Below are 22,657 nucleotides of genomic sequence, written 5' to 3' on the forward strand. Positions count from 1 at the left end.
AACTGGTGGCGCCAGACCTTCGCCCGCGACGGCCTGGACCCCCAGCGCGTGCTCATCGTGCAGTTCGCCGCCGAAGGCGTCGCCGCCGCCCTCGCCCTGGGCACCTACATCGACACCGACGAACTCGGGCTCGTCCGCGACGGCCTCCTGGCGCTGACCGAGGCACCGTGAACACCCGACTCGACCCCGCAGAACCCCGGAGGACCCCGCTCGTGATCGGGACCGGTGTCGCGAGGTGGCGCTGGTGACGACCGTGGTCTGGCTGCGCGACGAACTGTTCCTCGAGAACAACGCCGCGGTGGCAGGCGCGGCCGCGGCCGCGGTGCGAGACGGTGATCGCCGCGTGGTCCCCCTGGTGGTCGTTCGCCTGGAGCGGTGGGTGACCCTCGACGCCTCCACCCGGCGGCGGCAACTCGAAGCGCTGCGCACGTTGGACGATGCTCTCGACGACCAGTTGCTCTTCCAGCACGGTGAGCCCGCACAGGTGCTCCGCACCGTCGTGCGGGCCGCGTCCGCCACCGAGGTCCACGTGGCCTCGTCGAGGTCCTCCGCGGATCTCCTGGACGAGGAAGCGGTCGAGGCTGCGTTGGACGTCCCTCTCGTGCGGCACGCACCGGCGACCTCCACGAGCAGCCTCGCAGCTGTCCGGTGGTGGATGCCCGTCGACTGCCACGGTTACCCGCCGACGGTCTAGAGGAGGCAGTCGCTGCCGGCCGCGGTGACGTCGCCGACGCCACCGGGCCAGGCGGGCTCATCGTCCAGCGGCGCCCGCCGTGTCGTCCCTGCCTGCCAGGGTGTCCGCATGTCCCAGCTCGTCGTGGAGATCCACGTCTCCCTCACCCCGGCTCCCACCGTCGCGGACGGCGACTACGCCTACCCGTGGATCGAGGAGGTCGAGGATCACCTGGCCGAGCTGGAGGAGGCCGGCGACCTGGAGGTCCACGACGACGGTGAGGAGGTCGACGGCGAGTACGTCTTCTGCATCACCGGGGGCACCGAGCAGCAGCTGCTCCGATGCGCTTCCCGCGTCGTCACCCGCGACGGTCTTCCCAGGGGGAGCTACGCCGTCGTGAGCAGCGACGGAGGTGAGGACATCGGCACGGGCCGCCGCGTCGGCCTGCCCCTCTGAGACTCGCCGGCCGCACGTGCTCCGCGAGCGGGCCGAACAGCTGGCACAGGAGAACGAGGACGACGACCACCTCCCACCACCCCGCGCCCGCTGCAGGTGGGAGTCCACCTCCTGTCCCCGGACGGGGTCGTCCGGGTCGCGGCTCCCGTTCCCGGGGCGGTGCACCGGTGTCCGGGGGAACCTCAGCGGGAGGAGGTCGCTGCCAGTTCCACGGCCTCGTGCACCCCGGCGGCGTAGGCGCGCGGCTGTTCCCAGGCGGCGAAGTGGCCCCCCGCCCGTTCCCGGCGCCAGGAACGGACGTCGAAGATCCGGCGGGCGAACTCCTCCGGCGCGTTGACCAGGTCGCGCGGGAAGACGGTGAACACCGCCGGCGGTGTGACCCGCTGCGGCAGGTCGCCGCCGGTGGCGTAGGGGGTGAAGGACGTGCCGATGCACCCGCTGACCCAGTACGCGGCCACCCAGGTGAGCAGCTCGTCGCGGGAGAAGACCGCCTCGACGTCGCCGCCGCAGTCGGTCCAGCTGCGCAGCTTCTCCAACAACCACGCCAGCAGCCCCGCCGGGGAGTCCCCCAGCCCGACCGCCAGGGTGTGCGGCTTGGTGCGCTGCTCGTGCATGTAGCCCCCCTCGCGGGCCTGCCAGTCGTGGCCGTGGGCGAGGTACTCACGTTCGGCCGGGCTCGGGTCGCTCGGGGGCTGGACCAGGAAGTGGTACTGGGAGACGTCGGTCAGGTGCAGCGCGCTGACCCGTTCGGGGTGCAGGTCGGCGAGGTGCTCGGCGACGTCGGAGCCCACGTCACCCGCGGAGACGACGTAGCGCGCGTACCCCAGGTCGGCCATCAGCCCGGCCACCACCACCGCGATCTGCCGCGCCGACAGGCCCGCACCCGCCACGGGGGCCGCGAAGGGGAAACCGGGCAGCGCCGGGACCACGACGTGGTGGCGGGTCAGGAGGGGCAGGACCCGCTCGAAGCGCAGGACCGAGTCCGGCCAGCCGTGCAGCAGCAGCACGGCGGTGGCGTCGGAGGCGGCGGCGCGCTGGTGCACCGCCCGCACGGGCGTCTCCCCGGCGTCCGGAGCCTCGCCGCTCCCCTCGTCGGCGGCGACGTGAGCCAGGTGCCAGGGCCAGGAGCGGATGCGCTCCTCGTGAGTTCGCCAGTCGTAGGCGTCGGCCCAGTGGTGCACCAGTTCGGCGAGGTGGGCGGGGTCGGTGCCCCGGTCCCAGGAGGCGCCGGCCGGCAGCGGCGGCAGCGGCACGGGCCGGTGGGCCCGCAGCCGCCGGCGCAGGTCCTGCAGGACGTCGTCGGGTACCGGAACCGGGGCCGCGGGGAGCTGGGGAACAGCGGGGGGAGGCTGCACCGGTCCATCCTGTCGCAGGTTCCTCGCGGAGGAACAGGCCGATCGTCCCGCTGGCCCCGTGCGCACCGGTCCCCCGCTGATCCGCTGGAGCAGCGACGAGCACCGCCTCCAGGACCTCGAACCCGGCGACCCGGTGGACCCGGTCCTGCCGCCGCCGCCGGCGCGGGGACCGGTCGTCGTCGAACCGGCCGTCGGAGCGGGCAGCCGTGGCGCACGTCGCCGCCCGGCACGCCGCCCGGTCGCTCCGCGCTCGTGCAACCGCTCCTCGCCTCCGTCGCCCGGGACGGGGAACGGGCCCCGGTCCACTTCGGCGGGACCTGCAGCCACGCCGTGACCGGACGGGTCACCCTCCCCAGCCGAGGACGCTCGAGGACCTGTTCGCCGCGGAGCACCTCCCACCGGGCGACGCCGGCGGAGCTGGAGGTGGCCGGCTCCACCCTCGGCCTCGTCGCGCGCGGGCGGGGCACCCCGGCCTGCGCGAGGGCCGACCTGGTCCGCGACGACGACGACCCCCGCGTCGTGGAGCTGGAACCGGTGGAACCCTCGCGATCCTCGCCGAAGGGGCCCGGCGCCGCCGACCGCCTCGCGGCGGCACTGCCGACGTGGAGCCCGCGTTCCCCGGCCGGACCGCCCGGCTGCTGCTCGTGCGGTGCCGGCCGTCGCGGAGGACACTGCGGCGCATGTGTGGCCGCTACGCGCGTTCCCGGTCCGACGACGAGCTCGCCGACCTCTTCGACGTCGGCGAACTGGTCGGCGAGCCGCCGCCGCCGTCCTACAACATCGCCCCCACCCAGGAGGCGCGCGTCGTCCTCGAACGCGCCCCGCGCGAGGCCGACGGCCCGGGCCCCGGTGCGGTCACCCGCCAGTTGCGCACCCTGCGCTGGGGTCTGGTGCCGGTGTGGGCCAAGGACGTCAAGATCGGCAACCGCATGGCCAACGCCCGCGCGGAGACCGTCACCGAGAAACCCGCGTTCAAGCGGGCCGCCGCCAAGCGCCGCCTGCTGGTGCCTGCCGACGGCTACTACGAGTGGGAGGAGCGGGAGGGCCGCACCCGGAAGGTCCCGCACTTCCTGCACGCCGGTGACGACGAGGTCCTCGCCTTCGCGGGCCTGTACGAGTTGTGGCCCGACCCCGCCAAGGAGGAGGACGACCCCGACCGGTGGTTGTGGACGTTCACCATCCTCACCACCCGGGCGAGCGACGCCCTCGGCCACATCCACGACCGCGCCCCCGTCGTCGTCCCGCCCGACATGCGCGACGACTGGCTGGACCCCACCCTGACCGACCTCGACCTCGTCCGGCAGGTCCTGGACGCCGTCCCCGAACCGCGCCTGGAGACCCACGAGGTGTCGACCGCGGTGAACTCCCCCCGCAACGACTCCCCGGACCTGCTGACCCCGGTCGCCTGAGCCGTCGAGAGCCGTCGCCCCGCAACGGTCACCGGGGTGGTCACAGGAACGCCCAGACCACAGCCGTCATCGCGAACCCCACGACGGACAGGATCGTCTCGAGCACCGTCCACGTCGCCAGCGTCTGCTTCACGGTCATCCCGAAGTACCGCGAGATGATCCAGAAACCGCCGTCGTTGACGTGGCTGGCGATGATCGAGCCGGAGGCGATGGCGATGGCGAGGACGGCCAGCTGCGCCGGGGAGTACCCGGCGCCCTCGACGAGGGGGCCGACGATCCCGCCGGTCGTGACCAGCGCCACCGTGGCCGATCCCTGCGCCAGGCGCAGGCCGCAGGAGATGAGGTAGGCCAGCAGGATCACGGGCAGGCCCGCGTCGCTCATGGTGTCGGCCAGGGCGGCGCCGACCCCGGTGGCGGAGATGACCTTGCCGAAGAACGCCCCGGCGCCGACGACGAGGAGGATCATCCCGACGGGGCGCAGGGATTCGGCGGTGACCGAGCCCAGTTCCGCCACGGTGGTGCCGCGCCGGACCCCGAGCAGCCAGAACGCCAGCAGCACCGAGACGGTGAGCGCGACGGCGGGGTTGCCCAGGAACGTCAGGACGCTGAGCAGCCGGCTCTCCTCGAGGGTGACGGTGCCGAAGGTGGCGCCGAGGATGAGGACGAGGGGGACGGCGACGATGCCGAGCACGGTCGCGAGGCGGACCGGGGCGGTGGTCCGTTCCGCCACGGCGGTACCGCCGCCGCCCACGCCGCCACCGCCCGCGTCCCCGCCGGTGGGGGGCTGGGGGTCCCGGACGAACTCCGCGGGCACCTCGACGTGGATGCGGCGGCCGATGACGTAGGGCCAGGCGATCCCGGCGGCGGCGAAGGCGGGCAGGCCGCACACCAGCCCCATCAGGATGACCCAGCCGAGGTCGACCCCCAGCAGCCCCGCCGCGGCCGTGGGGCCGGGGTGCGGGGGCAGGAAGGCGTGGGTCATCGACAGGCCGGCCAGCATCGGCAGCGCGTACAGCGCCAGCGAACGCCCGCCGCGGCGGGCGGCGATGTAGGTCAGCGGGGCCAGCACGAAGATGCCGATGTCGAAGAACACGGGGATCCCGAAGATCAGGCCCGTCAGGCCCATCGCGACCGGGGCGCCGCGTTCCCCGAACAGGCCGGTGAGCTTGGCGACGAGGACGTCGGCGCCGCCGGAACGCTCGAGGATCGCGCCCAGCACCGTACCGAGCCCGACGATGACGGCGATGTGGCCGAGGATCCCCCCGAACCCCTTCTCCAGCACCGAGTCCGAGGCCGACAGGGCGGTACCGACGATCTCGGTGACGGGCAGGCCGGCCGCGAGGGCGAGGGCGAACCCGGCGATGAGCAGCGCGATGAAGGGTTCGAGCTTGACCTTGATGATGAGGACGAGCAGGACGGCGATGGCCAGCGCGCACAGCAGCAGCAGGCCGGCGGTGGAGTCGTGGAGCCAGGTGAGCATCAGAGTCCTCCGGTGAACTCGGTGGCGCGGGCGGTGATCTGGGCCCAGTCCCCCGCGGCGACGACGTCCGGCGGCACGACCCCGGTACCGGCGGTCACGGCGGCCGCGCCGGCGGAGAGGAACTCGGCGGCGTTGCGGGCGGTGATCCCGCCCGAGGGGACCAGCGGCAGGTCCGGGTAGGGGCCGTGCAGGTCCCTGAGGTAGGCGGGGCCGAACGCCGAGGCGGGGAACACCTTGACCGCGGTCGCGCCGGTCTCGTGGGCCTGCAGCACCTCGGTGGGGGTCAGGGCCCCCTGCAGGAAGGGGATCCCGGCGGCCCGGGCCACCTCGGCCACCGCGGGGCGCAGGCCGGGCGTGACCAGGAACCGGGCACCGGCGTCGATCGCGGCGCGGGCGTCGTCGGCGGTCAGGACGGTGCCGATGCCGAGGGTGGTCCCGGGGGCCACGGCGTCGGCGGCCGACCGCAGCAGGTCCAGCGCCCCGGGGGTGGTCCAGGTCAGTTCCACGGTGCGGATCCCGCCGGCGGCCAGTGCCTCGCACAGGGCGACGGGGTCGGGGACGACGGGGGCGCGGACGACGCACACCACGCGGTCGGTGAACAGGGTTTCGAGCACTGCGGGAGTCCTCCTCGAGAGGTCCCGGCGGGTGTGGCCGGGGGCGGGGTCAAGTGGTTTCAGGCCGGGTTCAGGCGGCCCGGTGACGCAGCGCCCGGCCGGGGGTCGCTGCGGTGCGCACCCCGTCGCGGACGACGAACTCCCCGCCGAGCAGGACGTGGGGGATCCCCACGGCCTGCCGGCGGGGTTCGGCGAAGGTCGCGCCGGCTGCGACGGTCGCGGGGTCGAACAGCACGAGGTCGGCGACGGCGCCGGGGCGCAGGACCCCCCGGTCGTGCAGGCCCAGCCGCGCCGCCGGGCGGGAGGTCATGCGGGCCACGCACTCCTCCAGCCCCAGGACGCCTTCCTCGCGGACGTAGTGCCCCAGGTAGTGCGGGAAGGTCCCCCAGGCGCGCGGGTGGGGACGCTCCCCCACGAGCAGCCCGTCGCTGCCGACGGTGTGGGTGCGGTGGCGCATGATGGCGCGGACGTTCTCCTCGTGCCCGACGTGCTGCAGGATCGTCGTCCCCAGCCGGTCGCGCACGAGGAGGTCGACGAACATCTCGAAGTCGCGGACGCGCTCGCCGACGACGGCGGACAGCCCCGGGTCGCGGACCCCGGCGATCTGCAGCGTGCCCCACTCGACGGTCACGCCGTGGCACCCGTCGGAACCCTCGACCTCGACGGCGTACCGGATGCGCCGCAACGCGTCCGGGTCCTGCAGCCGGGCCAGGGTCGCGGCCGGGCCGCCGGCCGAGGCCCAGCTCGGCAGGACCGCGGCCAGCGTGGTCGACCCGGGCAGGTAGGGGTAGGTGTCGAGGGTGACGTCGACCCCTGCGGCGCAGGCGGAGTCGACGAGGTCGAGGAACTCCCCCGCGCGCCCGGCGTTGGGGGCGAAGTTCATGGTGGCGTGGGTGAGGTGCAGGGCGCACCCGGAACGCCGGGCCACCTCGACCACCTCGGCGTAGGCCTCCAGGGCCCCGGCGCCGTAGGAGCGCTGGTGGGGGGCGTAGAAACCCCCGTGCTCGGCGACCACGGCGGCCAGGGCGACCAGCTCGTCGGTGCTCGCGAACATCCCGGGGGTGTAGGTCAGTCCGCTGGACATCCCGAACGCGCCGTCGCGCATGCCCTGGCGCACCAGCGCCCGCATGCGGTCGAGCTCGTCGGGCGTGGCGGGCCGGTCCCCGGTGCCCACGACCAGCATGCGGACGGTGCCCTGGGGCACGAGGTAGCAGACGTTGACCGCGGCCCCGGCGTCGACGCGGTCGAGGTAGGCGGCGACGTCGGGCCAGCCGAACCCGGCGGCGGGGACCCCGTTCCAGCCGGCGAGCTGCTCGCGCAGGACGGCGAGCGTGGTGTCGTCGACCGGGGCGTAGCTGAGGCCGTCCTGGCCGACGACCTCGGTGGTGACGCCCTGGGTCGTCTTGGCGAGGTGCTCGGGGTCGGTGATCACGGCGAGGTCGGAGTGGGCGTGCATGTCGATGAACCCCGGGGTCAGCACGAGGCCGGTGGCGTCGAGGACGTCGGCGCCGGGTGCGTGCTCCACGTCGCCCAGCGCGGCGATGCGGCCGTCGGCGACGAGGGCGTCGCCGCGGCGGGCGGGTGCGCCGGTGCCGTCGACGAGGGTGGCGCCGCGGACGAGCAGCGGGCGGGTCACCCGAACACCGTCCGCAGGTAGTCCACCAGGTGGGGCTGGGCGGCGCGGGCGTCGTCGAGGACGGGGATCAGCTGCCACTTGTCGAAGGTGGTGCAGGGGTGGGACAGCCCCAGCCGCAGGACGTCGCCGACGGCGAGGTCCTCGGCGTCGCCGGTGAGGCGCAGGAAGGTGTGCTGGTCGTTGAGGGCGGTGACGCTCGCCCCGTGCAGGGGAGCGGTGTCCTGAGTCCCGCCGCGGCGCACGGCCTGCACGGTGGGGAGCCCCTCGTCGAAGGGCAGGTCCCGCTTGCCGCCGTCGGCCAGGGCGAGCCCGAGTTCGGGGCGGGAGATCACGCGGACCCACCCGTGCAGGGCCGCCTCGAACCGTCCTCCGGCGCCGCGGCCCATGGGGGTGATGCCGGCGTAGAAGCCGTCGTCGTGGGCGAGGTAGGCCCCGGCGCGCACGACGGTGCGGACGGCGGGGCCGCGCTCGCCCGCGGGGTCGTGCAGGGGGGCCAGGAGGTCGGCCACCGCGTCGAAGTAGGCGCTGCCGCCGGCGGTCACGACGATCCCGCCGGGGACCTCGCCGTGCAGACCGGCGGCGAGCAGGGTCTCGTGGAGCCGGCGCAGGTCGTGCAGGTAGGTCCGGACGACGGTGAGGCTGGCGGGCGAGGCGTCGTGGGCGAGCGCGCCCTCGTAGCCGGCGACCCCGGCCAGGCGCAGGCCGTCGGTGGCGGCGACGGCGCGGGCGGTGTCGAGGGCGGCCGCGAGGGAGCGGGCTCCCGTGCGGCCCCCGGGGGCCCCGAGCTCGACGAGGACGTCGAGGGGTTCGGCGGCGCCGGCGACGTGCGGGGCCATGGCCGCGACGACGTCGGTCCCGTCGGCCCAGACCAGGACCCGGGTGGTGCGGGGTCGGCCGAGGTGGCGCAGCACGGCGGGGTCCAGGACGGGGTAGGCGGCCAGGGCGGTCCGCAGGCCGGTGGTGGCGGCGGTGGTGAGGGCGACGGTGAGCTGCCACGGCGTGGCGACGGTGATGCCCCAGGCGCCGGCCTCGAGCTGCCGGCGCCACAGGGAGGGGGCCATGGTCGTCTTGCCGTGGGGGGCGAGGTCGACGCCCGCGGCGCGGGCCCAGGCGGCCATGGTGGCGATGTTGCGGGTCGTGGAGCCGGCGTCGAGGGTCACCAGCGGGGTGGGGAGTTCGGCCAGGCCGGGGTGCGTGGCGGCGTGCTCGGCCGCGTCGAGGCCGTGAGCGGTGATCGGTACGGCTTTGTGCGCGGGCCCCAGGATCCCGGTCGTCGTCGCGTCGTAGTTCACGGGCACTCCTCTGCGCGGTCACTCCGGCCGCGTCGTTGCAGATGGCGCAATGGGTGTTGCGTGATTTGTGGGTGCTGTTCTAGCATCGCGCCATGCCCCGGTCAACGCCCCTGCCTGCGGTCACCTGCTTCGGTGAGGCCATGGCCGTCCTGACCCCCGTCGGCGAGGTGCCCCTGGCCCACGCCGACCGGTTCACCCGCACCGCCGGCGGGGCGGAGTTCAACGTCGCCCTCACCCTGGCCCGCTTCGGCGTCCCGACGGCCTGGGTCTCCCGCTTGGGCGACGACGGGTTCGGCGAGCACGTCCTGGACGTGGCCCGCGGGCACGGGGTGGACGTCAGCGGCGTCGAGGTCGACCCCGACCGCCCCACCGGGCTGTACGTCAAGGCCCCCGGGACAGCCGCCGACGGATCGCGTCGCTCACGGATGCACTACTACCGCAACGGGTCCGCCGCGTCGGCGATGACGCCGGAACTGCTCACCGCCCCCGCCGTCGCCGCCCTGCTCACCGGATCGCGCACCGTCCACGTCAGCGGCATCACCCCCGGGCTGTCCGCCTCGGCGGGCCGGACCTGCGACGCCCTGGCCGACCTGCTGCGCCCCCGCGACACCGTGCTCTCGGTGGACCTCAACCACCGCCCCGCCCTGTGGCGCGACCTCGACGACGGCCCCCTGCACCGCCTGCTCGACGCCGCCGACGAAGTCCTCCTGGGCGAGGACGAGGCGGTGCGGGTCCTGGGCACCGGCACCGCCGCCGGGGTGCGCGCCGCCCTCCCCCGGGCCCGGCGGATCCTGCTCAAGGCCGAGGAACGCGGGGTCCTCGTCCTCGAACCCGGCCGCCCCGACCTGCACGTCCCGGCGCTGCGCGTCGACGTCGTCGAACCCGTCGGCGCGGGGGACGCCTTCGCCGCCGGGTACCTCGCCGGACGCCACACCGGGCTCCCCGTCCCCGACGCCGTGCTGCTGGGCCACCGCTGCGCCGCCGCCACGCTCGTCGTGCGCGGCGACCAGCCCGAGCACCTGCCGGAGCTCGTCGCGTGAGCCAGTCCCTGCTGCGCGCCATCGCCCTGCTCGAACGGGTCGCCGGTGGCACCGCCACCCTGGGGGAACTCGCCGAGGCCGAGGGCGTCCACAAGAGCACCGTCCTGCGGCTGCTGCGCGTCCTCGAGGACAGCGGGTACGTCCAGCGCACCGACGACTTCCGCTACTCCCTGGGACCGGGGCTCTTCCGCCTGGCCCAGCAGGCCCTCGACGACATCGACGTCCGCGCCCTGGCCGCTCCCCGGCTGCGCCGGCTGCGCGACGACGTCGGGCAGACCGTCCACGTCGCCGCGTTCGACGGCCGCACGGCCACCTACGTCGACAAGCTCGAACCGCGCGACGCGGCCGTGCGGATGGCCTCCAGGATCGGCTCCCCCGCTCCCCTGCACTGCACGGCCGTGGGCAAGGTGTTCCTGGCCGCCCTGCCGGTGCCCGAGCGCGAGGCGCTCGCCGCCACGCTGGACTACCCCCGGCTGACCCCGAACACGCTGGCGTCCCCGCAGGAACTGCTCGCCGCCGCGGCCGAGGTCGCCCGACGCGGCTGGGCCCACGACGACGCCGAGAACGAGACGTTCATCAACTGCGTCGGCGCTCCCGTCCTGGGGCCCGACGGCCGCGTCCTGGCCGCGGTGTCGATCTCCGTCCCCGACGTCCTCCTGCCGCGCGAGGCCGTCCACGACCTCGTGCCCCACCTGCTGTCCGCGACGCAGGACGTGTCCCGGGCCTGCGGGTACCTGCCCGCCCCGCCCACCGGAACCGAACCCGGAACCGAACCAGGAACCGAACCCCGACCCGACGAGGAGTCCGTCCCGTGAACACCCCCACCGCGAGCACCCGCACCGCGATCACCACCTCCGAGGCCCCCGCCCCCATGCCGATGTTCTCCCAGGGCGTGCGCAAGGGCCCGCTCCTGCAGGTCTCCGGCCAGGGCCCGGTCGACCCCGCCAGCGGTGAGTACCTCTTCCCCGGCGACGTCCAGGCCCAGACGCGCCGGACCCTGGAGAACGTCGAGGCCGTCCTGCGGGCCGGTGGCGCCGGGTTCGACGACGTCGTGATGCTCCGGGTGTACCTCACCACCCGCGACCACTTCGCGGCCATGAACGAGGTGTACGCCGAGTTCGTGACGGCCCGCTGCCCCTCCGGCGTCCTGCCGGCCCGCACCACGGTCTTCACCGGCCTGCCGCGCGCGGAGATGCTCGTCGAGGTCGACGCGCTCGCCTGCGTGGACTGAGACCGCGGGAGTTCCGAGCACCCCGGCCGGACCGGCCGGGGTGCTCGCGCGCCCGGCGGTGCCGGGCCGTAGGGTCGGGCCCGTGCAGACGAGGACGTTGGGCAGGACAGGGCGCACGGTCGGTGCGATCGGCATGGGCTGCTGGCAGATCGGTGGCAGCTGGGGCAGCGTGGACGAGGACGCCGCCCTGGCGACCCTGCGGGCCGCGGCCGAGGCGGGGGTCACGTTCTTCGACACCGCCGACGTCTACGGCGACGGGCGCAGCGAACGGCTGATCGGCCGCTTCCTGCCCTCGGCCCCCGACGGAGTCGTGGTCGCGACGAAGATGGGCCGGCGCGCCGACCCGCACGAGGCCTCGCAGTACACCCTCGACGCCTTCCGCGCCTGGAACGACCGCAGCCGCGAGAACCTCGGCGTGGACACCCTGGACCTGGTGCAGCTGCACTGCCCGCCGCCGCCGGTGCTGAGCACCGACCAGGTCTTCGACGACCTCGACACCCTCGTGCAGGAGGGCCGCACCCGCGCCTACGGCGTCTCGGTCGAGACCGTCGCCGAGGGCCTGCAGGCGGTCGCGCGGCCGAACGTCGCCAGCGTCCAGATCATCCTGAACCCGTTGCGGCTCAAGCCCGTCACGGAGTTCCTGCCCGCGGCCGCCGAAGCCGGCGTCGGTGTCGTCGTGCGCGTCCCGCTGGCCTCCGGGCTGCTCTCGGGGAAGATCGACGAGAACACGACGTTCGCCGCGGACGACCACCGCACCTTCAACCGCAACGGGGAGTCCTTCGACGTCGGTGAGACGTTCGCGGGGGTGCCCTTCGACGTCGGCGTCCAGGCCGCGCGGCGGCTGCGGGACGTGGCCGGTGACGTCCCCCTGGCCGCCTTCACGCTGCGGTGGATCGTCGAGCAGCCCGGCGTCAGCGTCGTCATCCCCGGCGCCCGCTCCGCCGACCAGGCCCGCGCGAACGCCGCCGCCGCGGACCTGCCGGCCCCGACCGCCGCCCAGCGCGGCGCCGTCGAGGAGGTCTACCGGGAGCTGGTGGCCGAGCACGTGCACGCGCGCTGGTGACCGGTCGGGGCGCGGCGCAGGACCGCGCCCCCGACCGCTCACGCGTCCTGCGGCGCCGCCGCCCAGCTGGCCAGCAGCGGCAGCACCCGCGCCGTGGCGGAGCCCGGTTCGACGGTGTAGACGACCAGGCGCTGCTCGGGGTCGTGCGGGCCCACGACGGACTCGATGCCGAACTCGAGGAACCCGGCCCTCGGGTGGGCGATCCGCTTGTCCACCGAGGTGCGGAAGGTCACCCGCTGATCGGCCCACCACCGCGCGACATCGGGGTCCCGCCGGCGCAGCTCCCCGACCAGGGCGTCCAGCCGCCGGTCGTCGGGGTGGCGGCCCACCTCGTAGCGCAACGCCCCCACCGCGGCCGCGGCGAAGTCGGCCCAGTTCACGATCCGCGTCCGCGCCCGCGGGTCCAGGAACAGCCACCGCGCGAACGACGACCCCGGTTCCACCGCCGTCCCCAGCACCTCGCCCAGCAACCCGTTGCGCGCCAGCACTTCAGAGCGCCGGCCGAGCAGCAGCACCGGCACGTGGTCCAGCACTCCCATCAGCCGCAGCATCCCGGGGTCCGGCCGCTGCGGGACCTCCGGGGCGGCCCACCGCCGGCGGGACGACGGAGCGGCCAGGTCGCGCAGGTGGGCGCGTTCGACCTCGTCGAGCTGCAACGCCCGCGACAGCGCCTGCACCACCTCGTCGGTGACGGTGTGCTGACGGCCCTGCTCCAGGCGGCTGTAGTGGTCCGGGCTGAGCCCCGCCAGCACCGCCAGTTCCTCCTTGCGCAGCCCCGGCACCCGCCGCGGCCCGGGGAAGGGGTCGATCCCGGCCCGGGCCGGGGTCAGGCGGTCCCGCCGGGACCGCAGGAACGCTCCGAGGGCGGCACGGTCGGCAGGCACCGGCCCAGCGTAGGAGGGGGCCCCGTCGCGAGCCTGGTCACGGCGTGACCAGGCAGGAGGTGCCCTGGCGCCGGCCCGGCGGGCCCGGTGGGGTGGTCGCCATGACCTCCTCCCCGAACCCCCTCGTGAACCCCCTCGTGGATCCGGCCGACGCGCCCGCCGGGCCGACCCGCACCGTCCTGGTCACCGGCTCGACCAGCGGCATCGGCGCCGCCACCGCCCGCACCCTGGCCGCCCGGGGCTGGCACGTCGTGGTCACCGGCCGGGACGAGGGCCGCGGCGCCGCCGTCGTGGCCGACGTCGAGAGCGCAGGGGGGCGGGCCGTCTTCGTCGCCTCCGACCTCACCGGCCCACCGGAGGCGTTGCGGGAGTTCGCCCGCGCCGCCACCGACGCCGCCGGCGGGCGGCTGGACGCGGTGGTCCACAACGCCGCGCTGTGCCCCGCCGTCGACACCACGACCCTCGGCGACGCCGACCTGGACGCCACCCTCGCGGTGAACGTCCGCGCCCCGCACGTCCTGACCGCCGCCCTCGCCCCGGCCATGGCCGGACGCGGCCACGGCGCGATCGTCGTCCTGGGTTCCTGGATGGCCCACGTCGGGCACCCCTTCGTCGGGCTGTACTCCGCGACCAAGGCCGCCGGGATCCAGCTCGCCCGCAGCTGGGCCGCGGAGTTCGGGCCCCGCGGCGTCCGGGTCAACACCGTCTCCCCCGGCGCCACCCGCACCCCCGTCAACGCCTCCGCCGGCGACGTCGTGGCCCGCATGACCGCCCCCACACCCGCCGGGCGCCCCGGGACGCCCGAGGAGGTCGCCGAGGCGGTGGCGTGGCTGCTCTCGCCGGGGGCCGGGTACGTCCACGGCGCCGAGATCGCCGTCGACGGGGGCATCACCGCGGCCCGCACCGCCTGAAGCACCGGCACCGGCCGGTCGCAGCGGCGTAGCGTGGCGTCGTGACCGTGCCAGCCCCCGACGGGGGAGGTCGAGCCCCTCGTGGTCGCGCCGTCGTGGTCGGTGCGTCCAGCCTCATCGGCACGGCGATCGCCCACCGCCTGCGCCGCGGGGGCTGGGCGGTGGAGGCGTGGGGCCGCGACCCCGACGACCTCGCCGCCCGGGTGCCCGGCTGCCTCGTCCGGCAGGTCGACGTCACCCGGCGCGCGGACGTCGAGCGTGCCCTTCGGCCCGAGGGCGGACCGCTGACCGCCCTGGTCTACGCCGCGGGCGTCTTCGACTGGGCCGACTGCGACCGCGCCGACCCCGACACCTGGCAGGAGGTGTTCGACGTCAACCTCACCGCCGCGGCCGGGGTCGTCCGCCTCGCGGCACCGCTGCTGCTGGAGCACGCCCCGAGCTCGCTGGTGCTCCTCGGGTCGACCGCGGCGCACCGGTCCTTCGCCCACAACGCGGCGTACGTGGCCAGCAAGCACGGCCTGCTGGGGTTGTCCGAGGCCGTGCGGGCCGAGCTCGGCCCCCGGGGCGTGGCCGTCTCGATCGTCAACCCGGGCATGGTCGCCGCCGGGGCGTCCCTGCTCAGCGACCGCGGCCGCGAGGACCCCGGATCGCTGCTGCAGGCGCAGGACGTCGCCGAGGCCGTCCACTACGCCGCGGCGGCTCCCGCCCACGCCTGCATCAGCCGCATCGACCTCGCGCCGCGCGGCGACTGACGGACCGCGCGGGCGGTCACTCCCCGGCGCGGGGGTCGTCCAGCACGTCGCGCCAGGAGTGCTGCGGGTCGTAGCCGAGCAGCTCACGGGCCTTGTCGATGCTGTAGAGGGTTTCGTGCCGGCCCGGTTCCCGGCGCACCTCGACCCCGTCGTAGAACGTGTCGAGGAGTTCCCGGGTGGTCGCGGCGACCGAGGTGTCGGCGTTGGCGACGTTGAAGACCTGGAACCCGAGCCCGTCGGTCTGCAGGGCGCGCAGGGTCAGCTGCCCCAGGTCGCGGACGTCGATGTAGCCGAACAGGTTCCGCCGCCGCAGCGACGGGTCGGCCAGGAACGCCGGGAACTTCTCGGCGTACTCGTCGGGTTCGACGACGTTGTTGATCCGCAGGCCGTACACGTCCGCGCCGGTGCGGGCGTGGAAGGAGCGCGCGACCACCTCCCCGGCCACCTTCGACATGGCGTACGAGTCCTCCGGCACGACGGGGTGGTCCTCGTCGACGGGCACGTACGAGGGTTTGCGCTCGCCGCGGGCGAAGCAGATCCCGTAGGCCGTCTCCGAGGACGCGAAGACGACCTTGCGGACGCCGAGCCGGGTCGCGGCCTCCAGGACGTTGTAGTGGGCCACCACGTTGGCCTGGAAGGTCGCGGCGTCGGGGACCAGGAGGATCCGGGGGACCGCGGCGAAGTGGACGACGGCGTCGTAGGCCGACCCGCCGCCCGCGGCGGGGTGCGGGTCGTCGAGGTCGGCCGTGGTGGGCATCCCGGCCAGGGCGGAGTAGACCTGGCCGGCGTCGGTCAGGTCCACCCGCAGGTCGGTGACGTCGGGGTGGCCCAGCGGGGTGAGGTCGGCGTTGGTGACCTGGTGCCCCTGGGATGCCAGGTACGGCGCGACGTGGTGACCGGCCTTGCCGCTGCCGCCGGTGAAGAAGATGCGCATCCGGGCAGCGAACCACCTCCGGCCTCCCCCGGCGCGACGAGCCGCCGGGCGGGGACCGGTGGGGGTTCACCGCCGCAGCGACTGGTCGTCCCCGGATCCCCCGCCGTGCGGCGTCAGCTCGTGCGCGGGCACCCCGCCGACCGCGGTGAAGTTCCGCTCCCGCGTCGTGGCCCACTCGGCGATCAGCAGGGTGGCGTCGTCCTGGAGCACCCCGCCCTGCCGGTCCAGGACGTCGTGGGCGATGCGCCGCAAGGTCTCGGGGGCGGGGAGGCCGGCGGCTGCCGCCTTGTGCAGCAGCTCCTCCAGGCGTTCCTGCCCGAAGAACTCCCCGTCCAGGTCCCGGGCCTCCACGACCCCGTCGGTGTAGAGGACGAGGCGGTCCCCCGGCTGCAGCCACTCCTCGGCGAAGGCGGCCGGTCCCTGCCCGAGGCCGAACATGATCCGGTGCCCGCCGTCGAGCTCCTTCACCACGCGGCCCCGGCGCAGGAGCAGCGGCGGGGGGTGGCCGGCGTTGAGGTAGCGCAACCGGCCGGTGGTCATGTCCAGCTTGCCGAGGACACCGGTGACGAACCGTTCGCCGCCGCCGTGCCCGGCGACGGTGCGGTCGACGGCGCTGACGCCCTCGGCCAGCCCGTGGCCGTTGCGGCGGTTGTTGCGGTAGGCCGCCAGCGCCAGGGTCGCCAGGATCGTCCCCTGCAGGTCGTGACCGGTGGCGTCCAGCACCGCGAGGTGGACGGTGTCGTCGGTGACGCCGTAGTCGAAGGCGTCCGCGGCCACGTCGTAGGCGGGCAGCAGCAGGCAGGAGATCACCAGCCCCTCGCACGCGAAGGTCAGCGGGGGCAGCGACTGGTGCAGCAGTTCGGAGGGCAGCGTGCGTGGCCGCAGCCTGCGCATGGCGTCCAGGCCGTCGCCGTAGGGGCTCTTGGCGGCGATCATGTGCCCGCCGAGGTGGCTGAGCATCCGGCACCGCTCCTGGACCAGCGGGTCGTCCAGGTCGGCACCCCCGGGCGTGCCGATCTCCAGGACCCCGAGGCGGTCGGCGCCGTCGACGACCGGGACCCACACCCCGGGCACCCCGCCGGCGAACGGGACCGGTTCGGTGCTGCGGAAGCACCGCCCGGCCAGGGTGGTGTCGATGGCCAGGGGGCGCCGGGGCCCGCTGCCGGTCACCGCGGCGGGCAGCAGGAGCCGCTGCTCGTGGTCCACCAGGTACAGCGCGGCCGTCCAGCCCACCGTGCCCGCCGCCTGCATGATCGCGTCCGGGACCTGACCGGTGGTGGCCAGGTGGGAACGGTCGAGCAGGGTGCGCACCATGGTCAACGTCTGCTCGGCATCACTCGCGCTCACTCTCGACGACGGTAGCCACAGCGCGGCGGACCGTCGACCGGAGCGAGCCGGTCCTGTCGGGGGTTGACCGGGGACGAGGCACCTGCAAACGTTCTCAGGAACCGACACCGTCGTCAGGGAGACACCGTGCGACCCAACCGACGCTCCATCCTCACCGGCCTGTCCGCCTCCGCGGCCGCCGGACTGCTCACCGCCCCGGCCGCGCAGGCCGCGGAGACCTCCACCACGTCGACGGGCACGTCCGCGGGCGGTTCCCCGTGGGTCAGCCGCGCCGCCGACGCCTGGCGGTCCCTGCTGGACCACTTCGCCCACGACGACGGCTCCGGCCTGCTGCGCGAGCAGGTCCCCGTCGGCGAGGACGACCCCACCTACTCCTACGAGTGGCCCTTCTCGCAGGCCCACGTCGCCGCCCTCGACCTCACCGGGATCCCCGGGACCGGTCGCCGCTACCGCCAGGACCGGCAGGAACTCGCTGCGGCGCAACAGCTGTACTGGACCGACGCGAGTTCCACCGGACTGCCCGGTTTCGCCTCGGCACCGCTGCCGCCGTACGCCGGTGGCGGCGACCTGTTCTACGACGACAACCTCTGGGTGGGCCTGCTCGACGTCCAGCAGCACCTCATGACCGGTGACCGGTCGGCCCTGCGGGAAGCGCGCAGGATCTCCGACCTCGTCGACTCCGGCTGGGACACCGACGACTCGCACGCCGCACCCGGGGGCGTGTTCTGGACCCAGGCGCCCTGGAGCTCGGACCGGAACACCGTCTCGAACATGCCCGCGGCCCAGCTCGACCTCCGGCTGTTCCAGATCACCCACGACCACCGCTACGTCGACCGCGCGCTGCGGTACCTGGCGTGGACGAACCGGCACCTGCGCCGCGGCGACGGCCTCTACTGGGACCACCTGAACCTCGAAGGCGTCGTCGACGAGACGATCTGGTCCTACAACCAGGGCGTACCGGTCGGTGTCCACGTGCTGCTGCACCAGGTGACCGGTGAGCGGAAGCACCTGGCCGAGGCCTGCCGCATCGCCGAGGCGTCGCTGGCCTGGTTCGTCGACGGCGGCCGCCTCGACGCCCACCCGCCGTTCTTCAACTCGATCTGGTTCAAGAACCTGCTGCTGCTGGAGTCGGTCACCGGTGGGCGCACCTACCGCGACGCCATGGCGGCCTACGCGGAACGGATGTGGACCACCCGCCGCGAGCAGGACAGCGGCCTGTTCGTCTTCCCCGACGGCGAGACCGGCGGGGCCACCACGATGCTGCTGCAGCAGGCCGCGATGGTGCAGGTGTTCGCGGTGCTGGCGTGGAAGCGGAAGGACCACGCACTGCTGTACTGACGCCGTCCACTCCCTCCGCCGGGCACGGCGTCGGCTGCCCCGCCGCAGCAGCCGGTGCCGGCGCTCGCGGCGGGTTGCCTGCGCGAGCCGGTGTCGTGCGGCGGCGCACTGCGGCTGCGGACGGGGCGGGGTGCGCCCGGCCGGGGCGACGGCGTACCCGCAGCGCCCGCCCGGGGAGCGGTCGAGCGGGTCAGGGCGGCCGACTGGCTGCTGCACCGGATCACCGCCCCACCCAGACGCGGGCGAGGACCGGAACGGCAGCGTCCCGAGGTCATCGCAGCGGGCACCGGATCGCGGTGTCCCCACGGGCGCCGGCGCGGGAACTCGGCTCACCCGGCACGCCTTCGACGGGGGCAGATCGGCAACACCCTGGACCGGTCCAGTCAGTTCACCCCCGGGCGCGGCACCAGCCTCGGCATCCACGCATCCGCCACCCGCCACCACCCGCGGGCCGGTGCCCTGCCGGGGACGCCGCGACGGCCGTGGTCCGGCACGGGCCTGGCGTTCCCCGAGGCGCCGCACCCGGTGCGGCGCGGTGACTGGTGGTACCTCGTGATCGCCGAGGGCGGCACCGAACGCGGGCACTGCGTCCCGGTGGCCCGTTCGCGCCGGGCCACCGGCCTCTTCGAGGGGAGCCCCGCCAACCCGGTGCTCAGCCACCGCAGCACTCCGCACCGGTGCAGAACACCGGGCACGCCGACCTGGTGCGGACGCCCACCGGGGAGGGGGCGGCCGTCCACCTCGACCCGCGGCACGCCTGCGCCGTCGGCGCCGACGGCGTGCCGCCCACGCGGTCGTGGGCGACCTGACCAGCGCGACGGGGACCTCGGCGCGCACCGGCACCGGGCCGGTCGCGCTCACCATCGAGAGCCACCCGTCGACCGAGGTGGCGGGTGGTTTCACCGGCCGGCTCGTGGGGCTGCGCGCCGACGGCGCGGGCGCGCGGGTTCACTGCGGGCGGTACCTCAGCGGCTGAGGACCACCCGCCCCGCCGGGGTCACGAGGGGCGCTGACCGGCCGGTTCCCGGGAGCCGGTCCCGACCTCGGCGACGACGTCGGCGAGGCGGTCCAGCAGCGTGCGCACGTCGGCCTCCTCGATCGCCAGCGGAGGCCGGATCTTCAGCACGTTCCCGTGCCGGCCGATGCGGCTGATGAGGACCCCGGCCCGCCGCACGCCCTCGACCACGGCGCGGGCGGCCCCACCGTCGGGTCCGCCGGTGGCGGGGTCGACGAACTCGAGGCCCTGGAACAGGCCTTGGCCGCGGACGGCGACGATGCCGGGGCTGGTCGCGGCGACGTCGTGCAGCCCCGCGCTCAGGACCGGGGCGAGCGCGACGGCCCGCTCGCGCAACCGCTCGGCCCGCATGACCTCCAGGACGGCCCGGCCCGCGGCGGCGGACACGGGGTTCCCGCCGAAGGTGTTGAAGTACTCGTTGCGGGCCCCGAACTCCTCCAGGAGGTCCGCGCGCAGGACGGTGCCCCCCAGGGGGTGGCCGTTGCCCATGGGTTTGCCCAGGGTCACCAGGTCCGGGACGATCCCGTGCTCCTGGTACCCCCACATCGACGTCCCGGTGCGGCCGAACCCGGCCTGCACCTCGTCGGAGACCACGAGGCCCCCGGCGGCGCGGACCCGCCGGGCCAGCCCGTCGACGTAGCCGTCGGGGACCCGCACGAGCCCCTCGGTGGTGAACAGCGGGTCGATGAGCACCAGCGCGACCCCGTGCCCGGCGCGGTCCAGGGACTCGACGGCCTGGTCCACCTCCCGCAGGGCAGCGGCGAGGAGCTCGGCGGTGGCCGCGGCGTCCAGGCCGGTGGCGTCCGGGACGCGCAGGCGGCGGGCGTGGTCGGCGAACGGTTCCCCCGCGGCCAGCGCCGTGGTCACCTCCGCCAGGGCCGACGTGGTGCCGTGGTAGCTCCAGTCCGAGACCAGGACGCCCCGGGCGCCGGTGTGCTGGCGGGCGACCCGCAGGGCCAGCTCGTTGGCCTCGGAGCCGGAGTTGCTGAAGGCGACCCGGTCCAGGCCCGGCTCGAAGGTCGCCAGGAGCTGCTCGGCGTAGTCGAGGACGTTCTCGTTGAGGTACCGGGTGTGCAGCGCCAGGCGCTGCATCTGCTCGTGGACGGCCCGGGCCACCTCGGGGTGGGCGTGCCCGACGTGCGGGACGTTGTTGTAGGCGTCGAGGTAGCTGCGTCCGGCGGAGTCCTCCACGCGCACCCCGCGGCCGCGGACCAGTTCGAGGGGTTCGGAGTAGAACAGCGGTGAGTGCCGTCCGAGCGTGCGGTGGCGCCGTTGCAGCAGGTCGCGCGTGCGGGGGTCGCTCTGGACGGCGGCCGGGGTGGTCGATGCCGACACGGGGTTCCCTTCCGTGGGGTCAGCCGGCGGCCGGTTCGGCCAGCAGGCTCGAGGTGAGGGTGGCGAGGCCGTCGAGCAGCGCCCGGGCCGGGACGCCGTCGCGGGCGGCGGCGTCGCCGGCGGCACGGATGGCTCCGCCCAGCAGCGTGGCCAGGACGGCGACGTCGACGCCGGCGGGCAGCGCCCCGGCCTCCTGGGCGGTCCGCAGGTCGTCCTCGATGAGGTGGCCGACGACGGTGGAGGTGCGGCCGGTCGTCCCGACGAGCAGGCCGGCGACCTCCTGCCCGGTGGTGCAGTAGAAGCGTCCTCCCGGCTGGCCCAGGACGTCCAGCAGCGCCTGGGCGAGGGCGCGGATGCGGTCGGTGGTGGTGGTGGCCGGTTCGCGCAGTTCCAGCGCGCGGTCCAGCACCCAGGCCGACAGGCGCTGGTAGGCCGAGCGGACGATCTCGTCCCGGCCGCCGGGGAAGTGGGTGTACAGCGTCCCGCGGGAGACCCCGGCGCGCTGCCCGACGAGTTCGAGGGTGAACACGCCGTCCTGGTCGACGGCTCCGGTCTCGTCCAGGAGCCGGCTGGCGGCGTCGAGGACGTCGTGACGGGTGCGGGACCGGTTGCGCTCGCGCAGGGACGGGGCCTCGGCGGCCGGGGCCATGTCGCCCTCCTTCGGACGGGGTGCGGACGAAAACACTGTACACACTGTTCAAACTCTGGACGAGGCGTCAAGATGCTGTCAGCATCGGACCCGGCGCGACGGAGCGCCGACCGGTGACCGGCGTCCGCGCCCTCCGGCGCGGAGGACGTCCCGGCCCCCGGACGGTGCCCACGGCGACGTCCCGCACCACCTCGATCCGCGGAGGACCCCATGGCAGTGCTCGACGAGAACAACTCGATCCCGCTGGCCCGGCAGGCCCTCATCGCCTACGGCCTGCCGGCCGACGCGCCCCTGACGTTCGTGAAGCTCCGGGAGAACTGCGTCTTCCGGGTCGACACCGGCCAGGGGAGCTTCGCCCTCCGCCTGCACCGTCCCGGGTACCGGTCGGTGACCGAGGTGGCGACCGAGGTCGCCCTCGTGCACCACCTCGCCCGGGAGGGCCTGCCGGTCCCCCGCGTCGTGAGCACCGCGGACGGGCAGCTGCACGCCGCGGTCCGCCACGACGGGGTCAAGGTGCTGGTCGACCTGCAGCACTGGGTCGACTCGGGCGGGAACCTCGACTCGGTCGAGGAGGCGGTGCGCGGCACCAGCGCGCTGGAGCCGTCCACCTTCGCCCGCATCGGCGCGCTGGCCGCCCGGTTGCACGACGTCGCCGAACGTCGTGAGCACCCCCCGGCCGGACACCGGACCGCCTGGGACGCAGAAGGTCTGGTCGGGAAGAACAGCCTGTGGGGCGATCCCCGAACCCTTCCCGGCCTGAGGTCCGGCGACGTGGACCTCATCGACCGCGCCGCCGGGCACGTCACCGCGACCCTGGCCCGGCACGACCCCGGACCCAGCCGCTACGGGTTCATCCACGCCGACCTGACCCCCGAGAACCTCCTGCGCACCGGCGAGGACCTCGTCCTCATCGACTTCGACGACTGCGGTGAGGGCTGGTACCTGTTCGACCTCGCCACCGTCCTGTTCTTCTACCTGCCCCACCCGCGCGCCGGGGAGTTCCGCGCCGCGCTGCTCGCCGGCTACACCGCATCGCGCCCGCTGACCGCGCAGGACCTCGACCTGTTCGAGGTCCTGCTGCTGGCCCGGGGGCTGACCTACCTCGGCTGGGCCGCCACCCGCTGCGAGACCGCGACGGCCGCCTTCCTGGTCGAGGAAGTGCTGCCCTCGGTGCTGGACCTGGCCCGCGCGCAGTGCCCCGCCGGCGAGGCCCACCCCGTGCCCTGACCGCCGTACCCACCGT

General features: G+C 74.9%; 22 protein-coding genes and 2 pseudogenes. 14 read left to right on the plus strand and 10 right to left on the minus strand.

Going from position 1 to position 22,657, the window contains the following annotated elements; genetic code table 11:
- The 3 genes and pseudogenes from ACRYRX_RS19290 to ACRYRX_RS19300 form a co-directional block, all read left to right on the plus strand.
- Positions 1-171: pseudogene (locus tag ACRYRX_RS19290) on the plus strand (TetR/AcrR family transcriptional regulator); the annotation flags it as partial.
- Positions 172-244: 73 nt separating this feature from the next.
- Positions 245-694, plus strand: a complete 450-nt coding sequence (locus ACRYRX_RS19295; protein WP_432514517.1) for a deoxyribodipyrimidine photo-lyase — start codon at positions 245-247, stop codon at positions 692-694.
- 108 nt (positions 695-802) lie between these two features.
- Positions 803-1,129 carry a hypothetical protein gene (locus ACRYRX_RS19300; protein WP_432514518.1) on the plus strand — a complete coding sequence of 109 codons (327 nt, stop codon included), beginning with the start codon at positions 803-805 and terminating at the stop codon, positions 1,127-1,129.
- Between the two features lie 182 nt (positions 1,130-1,311).
- Here ACRYRX_RS19300 and ACRYRX_RS19305 read toward each other — a convergent pair whose 3' ends face one another.
- Complete coding sequence (locus ACRYRX_RS19305; protein WP_432514521.1) at positions 1,312-2,484, minus strand: epoxide hydrolase family protein; 1,173 nt, start codon at positions 2,482-2,484, stop codon at positions 1,312-1,314.
- A gap of 680 nt (positions 2,485-3,164) precedes the next feature.
- Here ACRYRX_RS19305 and ACRYRX_RS19310 point away from each other — a divergent pair.
- Entirely contained in the window at positions 3,165-3,893 is a 729-nt protein-coding gene (locus ACRYRX_RS19310) for an SOS response-associated peptidase (RefSeq protein WP_432514523.1), read from the plus strand.
- 40 nt (positions 3,894-3,933) lie between these two features.
- Here ACRYRX_RS19310 and ACRYRX_RS19315 read toward each other — a convergent pair whose 3' ends face one another.
- From ACRYRX_RS19315 to ACRYRX_RS19330, 4 genes are all read right to left on the minus strand, one after another.
- Positions 3,934-5,373, minus strand: a complete 1,440-nt coding sequence (locus ACRYRX_RS19315; protein ID WP_432514524.1) for a GntP family permease — start codon at positions 5,371-5,373, stop codon at positions 3,934-3,936.
- Positions 5,373-5,987, minus strand: a complete 615-nt coding sequence (locus ACRYRX_RS19320; protein ID WP_432514525.1) for a bifunctional 4-hydroxy-2-oxoglutarate aldolase/2-dehydro-3-deoxy-phosphogluconate aldolase — start codon at positions 5,985-5,987, stop codon at positions 5,373-5,375. The genes ACRYRX_RS19315 and ACRYRX_RS19320 overlap by 1 nt, the downstream gene beginning before the upstream one ends.
- A 70-nt stretch (positions 5,988-6,057) precedes the next feature.
- Positions 6,058-7,623: an N-acyl-D-amino-acid deacylase family protein gene (locus ACRYRX_RS19325; RefSeq protein ID WP_432514527.1), complete on the minus strand. Its 1,566-nt coding sequence runs from the start codon at positions 7,621-7,623 to the stop codon at positions 6,058-6,060.
- Positions 7,620-8,915, minus strand: a complete 1,296-nt coding sequence (locus ACRYRX_RS19330) for a type III PLP-dependent enzyme domain-containing protein (RefSeq protein ID WP_432514528.1) — start codon at positions 8,913-8,915, stop codon at positions 7,620-7,622. Before ACRYRX_RS19330 ends, ACRYRX_RS19325 begins: the two co-directional genes overlap by 4 nt.
- Positions 8,916-9,007: 92 nt before the next feature.
- On the opposite strand from ACRYRX_RS19330, the gene ACRYRX_RS19335 reads away from it, so the two are divergent.
- The 4 genes from ACRYRX_RS19335 (at position 9,008) to ACRYRX_RS19350 (ending at position 12,249) form a co-directional block, all read left to right on the plus strand.
- Positions 9,008-9,955, plus strand: a complete 948-nt coding sequence (locus ACRYRX_RS19335; protein ID WP_432514531.1) for a sugar kinase — start codon at positions 9,008-9,010, stop codon at positions 9,953-9,955.
- Complete coding sequence (locus ACRYRX_RS19340) at positions 9,952-10,770, plus strand: IclR family transcriptional regulator (RefSeq protein ID WP_432514532.1); 819 nt, start codon at positions 9,952-9,954, stop codon at positions 10,768-10,770. The genes ACRYRX_RS19335 and ACRYRX_RS19340 overlap by 4 nt, the downstream gene beginning before the upstream one ends.
- Positions 10,767-11,186: a RidA family protein gene (locus ACRYRX_RS19345; RefSeq protein WP_432514533.1), complete on the plus strand. Its 420-nt coding sequence runs from the start codon at positions 10,767-10,769 to the stop codon at positions 11,184-11,186. The genes ACRYRX_RS19340 and ACRYRX_RS19345 overlap by 4 nt, the downstream gene beginning before the upstream one ends.
- A 133-nt stretch (positions 11,187-11,319) precedes the next feature.
- Positions 11,320-12,249, plus strand: coding sequence for an aldo/keto reductase (locus ACRYRX_RS19350; RefSeq protein WP_432514583.1), 930 nt, complete (start codon positions 11,320-11,322; stop codon positions 12,247-12,249).
- 38 nt (positions 12,250-12,287) lie between these two features.
- Here ACRYRX_RS19350 and ACRYRX_RS19355 read toward each other — a convergent pair whose 3' ends face one another.
- Positions 12,288-13,133, minus strand: coding sequence for a helix-turn-helix transcriptional regulator (locus tag ACRYRX_RS19355; RefSeq protein WP_432514535.1), 846 nt, complete (start codon positions 13,131-13,133; stop codon positions 12,288-12,290).
- A 44-nt stretch (positions 13,134-13,177) separates the two neighbouring features.
- Here ACRYRX_RS19355 and ACRYRX_RS19360 point away from each other — a divergent pair, with 44 nt between their 5' ends.
- Together ACRYRX_RS19360 and ACRYRX_RS19365 are read left to right on the plus strand one after the other, a co-directional pair.
- On the plus strand, positions 13,178-14,044 hold the full coding sequence (locus ACRYRX_RS19360) for an SDR family NAD(P)-dependent oxidoreductase (RefSeq protein ID WP_432514538.1): 867 nt from the start codon (positions 13,178-13,180) through the stop codon (positions 14,042-14,044).
- Between the two features lie 41 nt (positions 14,045-14,085).
- Complete coding sequence (locus ACRYRX_RS19365) at positions 14,086-14,796, plus strand: SDR family oxidoreductase (protein WP_432514540.1); 711 nt, start codon at positions 14,086-14,088, stop codon at positions 14,794-14,796.
- Between the two features lie 16 nt (positions 14,797-14,812).
- On the opposite strand, the gene ACRYRX_RS19370 is transcribed toward ACRYRX_RS19365, so the two are convergent.
- Both ACRYRX_RS19370 and ACRYRX_RS19375 read right to left on the minus strand, forming a co-directional pair.
- On the minus strand, positions 14,813-15,730 hold the full coding sequence (locus ACRYRX_RS19370) for an NAD-dependent epimerase/dehydratase family protein (RefSeq protein WP_432514541.1): 918 nt from the start codon (positions 15,728-15,730) through the stop codon (positions 14,813-14,815).
- Positions 15,731-15,796: 66 nt separating this feature from the next.
- Positions 15,797-17,077: a PP2C family protein-serine/threonine phosphatase gene (locus tag ACRYRX_RS19375; RefSeq protein WP_432514544.1), complete on the minus strand. Its 1,281-nt coding sequence runs from the start codon at positions 17,075-17,077 to the stop codon at positions 15,797-15,799.
- Between the two features lie 126 nt (positions 17,078-17,203).
- Here ACRYRX_RS19375 and ACRYRX_RS19380 point away from each other — a divergent pair, with 126 nt between their 5' ends.
- The 3 genes and pseudogenes from ACRYRX_RS19380 (at position 17,204) to ACRYRX_RS19390 (ending at position 19,391) form a co-directional block, all read left to right on the plus strand.
- Positions 17,204-18,415: a glycoside hydrolase family 76 protein gene (locus tag ACRYRX_RS19380; RefSeq protein WP_432514545.1), complete on the plus strand. Its 1,212-nt coding sequence runs from the start codon at positions 17,204-17,206 to the stop codon at positions 18,413-18,415.
- A gap of 471 nt (positions 18,416-18,886) precedes the next feature.
- Positions 18,887-19,167: pseudogene (locus ACRYRX_RS19385) on the plus strand (family 43 glycosylhydrolase); the annotation flags it as partial.
- A gap of 44 nt (positions 19,168-19,211) precedes the next feature.
- On the plus strand, positions 19,212-19,391 hold the full coding sequence (locus ACRYRX_RS19390) for a hypothetical protein (protein ID WP_432514548.1): 180 nt from the start codon (positions 19,212-19,214) through the stop codon (positions 19,389-19,391).
- A 21-nt stretch (positions 19,392-19,412) separates the two neighbouring features.
- Here ACRYRX_RS19390 and ACRYRX_RS19395 read toward each other — a convergent pair whose 3' ends face one another.
- Both ACRYRX_RS19395 and ACRYRX_RS19400 read right to left on the minus strand, forming a co-directional pair.
- Positions 19,413-20,765, minus strand: a complete 1,353-nt coding sequence (locus ACRYRX_RS19395; protein ID WP_432514550.1) for an aspartate aminotransferase family protein — start codon at positions 20,763-20,765, stop codon at positions 19,413-19,415.
- A 19-nt stretch (positions 20,766-20,784) separates the two neighbouring features.
- Entirely contained in the window at positions 20,785-21,414 is a 630-nt protein-coding gene (locus ACRYRX_RS19400; protein ID WP_432514552.1) for a TetR/AcrR family transcriptional regulator, read from the minus strand.
- 210 nt (positions 21,415-21,624) lie between these two features.
- Between ACRYRX_RS19400 and ACRYRX_RS19405 the strand changes: the two genes are divergently transcribed.
- Positions 21,625-22,641 carry a phosphotransferase enzyme family protein gene (locus ACRYRX_RS19405; protein ID WP_432514554.1) on the plus strand — a complete coding sequence of 339 codons (1,017 nt, stop codon included), beginning with the start codon at positions 21,625-21,627 and terminating at the stop codon, positions 22,639-22,641.
- Positions 22,642-22,657: the final 16 nt, after the last annotated feature.

It is taken from the genome of Kineococcus lubricus (assembly GCF_050871965.1).
In the GTDB taxonomy this organism is placed as follows: domain Bacteria; phylum Actinomycetota; class Actinomycetes; order Actinomycetales; family Kineococcaceae; genus Kineococcus.